The organism is Pedobacter sp. 05L430 (assembly GCF_056397585.1).
On sequence record NZ_JBFTNT010000320.1, the window covers coordinates 1 to 4,659 of the forward strand.

Below are 4,659 nucleotides of genomic sequence, written 5' to 3' on the forward strand. Positions count from 1 at the left end.
GGCAATACCCTGACCAAAAAGCAAAGCTGCCGAAAAAGCAATCTTGAGTTTGGACGTAATTGTTCTATTAAAGATTAAGGACATAATACTGATTAGTTTATAAGTTTGGTTCTTAAGTTTTCACAATGTGTGCAATGCTAAAGATATAAAACTCATTCCATAAAAAACAGCATTATTTATGTTACTAAACCCTTATAGCAAACCAATAAACCGCAATTAAAAAAGGGACGGTTTGCAAATGCAAGCCGTCCCTTTTTTAATATCAACAATAGCAGATTGTTTTTAAAGCTACCGTCATCTCGACCTGAGGAGAGATCTCTTGAATTAACATAACCAAKAGATCTCTCCTCAGGTCGAGATGGCGAACTTGTCTGTGAGAGATCCTGAGCTAAACTCAGGATGACGATCGATTCAGATAAAACTCCTTCCTTTCTGCTCCTTCCTATCCTCTTTTCCAGAAAAAATGATTCCTCTTTGAAGACATGCGAATTTTTGCTCTTCAGCAAATATTCGAGGATGAAAAGAGTGTGTCATTTTTTCCTCTTATTTTTTCAAATCTAATTCCTCAATCAAATTCTTAGCACCGCCGAGCACATCAATACACCATAACACATAGCGTACATCCACACATATGGTACGTTTAAACTGTTTATCAAAAGCGATATCACCGCTCATGGCTTCCCAGTTACCATCAAATGCTAAACCGATCAGTTCACCATTACCATTAATAACCGGCGACCCCGAATTACCTCCGGTGATGTCATTATTGGTAATAAAACCAACGGTTAAAGTTCCGTCATTGCCATACTGACCAAAGTTCTTTTTATTATAGTTTTCGATCAGGTTGGCTGGCAAATCAAACTCACTGTCGCCAGGAATATATTTTTGCATAACACCGTCAATGGTAGTTGTTGTCTTATAAACAATACCATCTTTTGGAGAATAGTCCTGCACATTACCATAGCTAAGGCGCATCGTTGAATTTGCATCAGGATACATTATTTTCCCTGCATTTTTCTCTAAAATCGCTTTCAGATATAGGTTGTCCAGTTCCTCCTTTTTACTTTCAAAATCAGCAACTATCGACCCAAAGTTGGCCTTAACATAGTCTGCAGGATAAAGATTTACTGCATACTTATACCCAGGATCATTTTTAATGGCATCAAGAGAAGGATTAGAAGCCATAAATGCCTTTAATTTCTCTGGCTTAATAAAATTACTATTCTCCCAAAGGTAATCTGCATACTTTTGGAAAGTAGCTTCCGAATTTCCTGCCCAGTATTTCTCAGCAATTTCGCTAAAGAACTTAGGCTGTGATTTTACGGGAACATCATTATAAAAAGACGCAAGAATTTGTGCAAAAATCTTCCTGTCTGCAATTTCATTATATGTTTCCTGATAAGTTCCAATAGCTTTATCAACACCTCCCTTTACCTGAGTTGCAAAAGCATCATCACCTTTCTTTTGATCCATTGCATTCCATGCTCTGCCAATTGAAATGGCATTTGGAACCCATGCAGATGCTAAGAAACCCTCATTAATGTAAGTACGTTGAACAGATATCGGATCAATACTTTTATAGATCTGATCATACTGCTCCATTAAACCGGCAAATTCAGTTTTCTGAGCAGCCCATTCAGTAAATGCCTTTTCCTCTTTTCTTTTAGATTCAGAAACTTTTAAGCGCTTTAACTGCTCAGTCTGGCCGATATAATATTTCCAATAATTTGCAATATTGGCATATTTAGATGACAACTTTAAGCGTGTTTCAACACTTTTATCCATTTCTGCTTTCCATGCTTTCAAACGAATATCACGAAGCTTAACGATGGTAGGACTTACTTTTTCAGTAGCCAGATCAACTCCATAAGAAGTTAAGTACCTATCTGTACGACCAGGATATCCATAAACAATTGAAAAATCACCATTCTTTACCCCTTTAATAGATACCGGCAAGAATTTCTTTGGTTTAAAAGGAACATTTTCTGCTGAATATTTTGCAGGAGCATTATTTTTAGCAGCATATACTCTGAAAACAGAAAAGTCTCCTGTTTGGCGAGGCCATTCCCAATTGTCAGTATCACCACCATATTTACCAATATTTTGTGGCGGTGCACCTACTAAACGGACATCATCAAAACGTTCATAAACAAAAAGGATGAACTGATTAGATTTATAAAAATCCTTTACATTAGCTTCTATTGTTGGGCCAGTAACAGCCGCTTTTGAAATGGTATTAAATACCTCAAGCATTTTAGCAGCTTTCTCTGCTCCTTTTAAGCCTTTTGTTGCTTCGTTAACCTGAGGGGTTACATCTTCCATCCTTTGAAGAAAACGGACAAACAAACCATCAATTGGTTTCTCTTCACCATAGTTTTTGGCGTAAAACCCGTTATCAAGGATATTGTTTTGAGCGGTTGAATTCGATGCAATGGCATCATAACCACAGTGGTGATTAGTAAAGATCAAACCTTTATCAGATACGATCTCACCTGTACAGAAACCACCAAAATGAACAATGGCGTCCTTTAAACTCGATCCATTTGCATTATACAGGTCTTTTGCAGTCAATTTAAAGCCCTGTTTTTTCATTTGCTCATAGTTTTTACCTATCAGCATAGGGATCCACATCCCTTCATCTGCTTTTACTGTGTTTACAAAGGAAAATACCATTGCACACAACAGCAGATATACTGTTTTCTTCATGATGAAATAATTAGTTAGTTATGCTGTAAAGTTAATGAATAACTGGGTTAATCTATAAAGAAAAAACCCGCTGAGTAAGTTTTAGCCGTTCCGCTAATCAATACCCTATCCCCTGCATTTATACATTGAAGCTTCCCTATTCTGTCTGACAACTGCAGGGCACTCATCTCTGTTTTCGCCAATTTTTCTGCCCAATAAGGAATTAATGAACAATGCGCTGATCCGGTAACCGGATCTTCAAATATACTTGCCTGAGGAACGAAGAAACGGGATACAAAGTCTACCTTATCACCTTTTGCGGTTATAATAATACCACCTGGCTCAAGATTTATTTGATTCAGAATCTCTCTGTCGGGCACCAAATCTCTAATGTCTTGCTCATTATCATAAACCAGCATGTAGTCTCTTGACTTAAGTACTTCTTTGGGTTGTTTATTTAAGGATTTAGAAATGATTTCGGGCAACACTGCCGGCTCGGGCTTTCTTGATGGGAAATTTAAAGTGTACTGCTCATCAACTATCTTAACCTCTAATGGTCCGCTTTTAGAATTAAAGATAATCTTGTCGTTCGGATAATTTAGTAGCGTTTTTAAAACATGGGCAGTAGCCAGAGTTGCATGACCACACAAATCCATCTCATGCTCTGGGGTAAACCACCTTAAACTGAAAGCCTCTCCCTCTGGCACAAAAAAGGCAGTTTCAGGAACGGCATTTTCATTAGTAATCTTTAAAAGGAGGCTATCTGGTAGCCACGACTCAAGAGGAACCACACATGCAGGATTACCACCAAAAAGCTGGTCAGTAAATGCATCGATCTGATAAAGTTCTATTTTTTTCATCTTCTATGTTTAGATTTACAATTTAATTTCGAACAGGTTAAGGCTCCCACCCCTGTAGTGAACCGGCAGTTCCTCTTCAAACCCTATTAGTGTAACTCCCTTATCAGCAAAGCCACATTTAAAATAATAATTATTCAACTTGTCGTTACCACTGGTAGTATCCATTCTTATAAATTCCTTACCGGTCTCTTTTGCATGACCTTTGGCCCATTCTATAATTTGCTTCACAAAAGAACTACCCCTAAAAGCCGGATTGGTTGCAATGCGATGAATGTAAATAGATGGATCTGCATTTCTTTCTTTCCAGATTAGCGGGTCATCATAATTGATCACAAAAACACAGGCTATTTCACCATCCGCCATAATCTTGTACTGCCTCTTTTCATCAATCTCTTTTTTAACAAGCGATCTTTCAAAGCCTTTCCAATAATTAATGGTTTGTTTCTTTTGATACTCAGTAGCATCATCATAAATTTTAAAAATAGAATCTAAGTCTTCCTGGGTGCTATGTAAAATGGTCATATCGGTACTGTTAAAATAATAACACAAAATTCAACAATATAATTACACCAACACAGATACAATTTTATTAAATTTGACCAATACAGTTTTAAACTATGGAATTAAAGCAAGCCCCCAAATCAGAGCCATACTTATATCTTCAAATTGCTGCCCGCATCGAAAAGCAAATTATGAATGAGGTGTTAAAAGCAGGTGATAAGCTTCCATCCGTAAGAATGCTCTGCAGAGAACTAGGCCATAATATGAGTACCGTTACACAGGCTTATTATGAATTGGAGAGCAGATCGCTTATTGAAACCAGACCAAGATCAGGGTATTATGTTTGCGTACCTCCTAAAAAACGTTTAGCCGTACCCGAAACAAGTAAACCTTCGTCCGGATCTGTTCTGCATAGTCAGGACGATCTTATTACCCGCGTTCATCAAGACAGTGCAAACCCAAAAATAACACTGCTTTCGTTAGGTGTGCCTCACAAAAGCCTTCTCCCTATCGCAAAATTAAACAAGGGGATGATACAAGCCATGAGAACTCTTGATAGCAGCGGTACAGCTTACGACCAGGTACAAGGAAATGACAAGCTTAGAAGAGAGGT

Annotated in this window: 4 protein-coding genes; 1 reads left to right on the forward strand and 3 read right to left on the reverse strand. The window is 37.7% G+C overall.

Features of this window, described 5'->3' with window-relative positions:
* Positions 1-543 precede the first annotated feature (543 nt).
* The 3 genes from AC1DG9_RS23610 to AC1DG9_RS23620 are packed head-to-tail and all read right to left on the reverse strand — an operon-like array spanning position 544 to position 4,067.
* Positions 544-2,706, reverse strand: coding sequence for a S46 family peptidase (locus AC1DG9_RS23610; RefSeq protein ID WP_337715212.1), 2,163 nt, complete (start codon positions 2,704-2,706; stop codon positions 544-546).
* Between the two features lie 47 nt (positions 2,707-2,753).
* Positions 2,754-3,545 carry a PhzF family phenazine biosynthesis protein gene (locus tag AC1DG9_RS23615; RefSeq protein WP_288882288.1) on the reverse strand — a complete coding sequence of 264 codons (792 nt, stop codon included), beginning with the start codon at positions 3,543-3,545 and terminating at the stop codon, positions 2,754-2,756.
* A 15-nt stretch (positions 3,546-3,560) separates the two neighbouring features.
* Complete coding sequence (locus AC1DG9_RS23620) at positions 3,561-4,067, reverse strand: GNAT family N-acetyltransferase (RefSeq protein ID WP_288882286.1); 507 nt, start codon at positions 4,065-4,067, stop codon at positions 3,561-3,563.
* Positions 4,068-4,162: 95 nt separating this feature from the next.
* On the opposite strand from AC1DG9_RS23620, the gene AC1DG9_RS23625 reads away from it, so the two are divergent.
* The coding region (locus AC1DG9_RS23625; protein WP_477635352.1) for a GntR family transcriptional regulator at positions 4,163-4,659 on the forward strand (497 nt) is incomplete at its 3' end.

Excerpts from the sequence above, each read along its gene's own strand:
- AC1DG9_RS23615 (WP_288882288.1), bottom strand. The coding sequence starts at position 3,545 with ATGAAAAAAATAGAACTTTATCAGATCGATGCATTTACTGACCAGCTT.
- AC1DG9_RS23620 (WP_288882286.1), bottom strand. The coding sequence starts at position 4,067 with ATGACCATTTTACATAGCACCCAGGAAGACTTAGATTCTATTTTTAAA.
- AC1DG9_RS23610 (WP_337715212.1), bottom strand. The coding sequence starts at position 2,706 with ATGAAGAAAACAGTATATCTGCTGTTGTGTGCAATGGTATTTTCCTTT.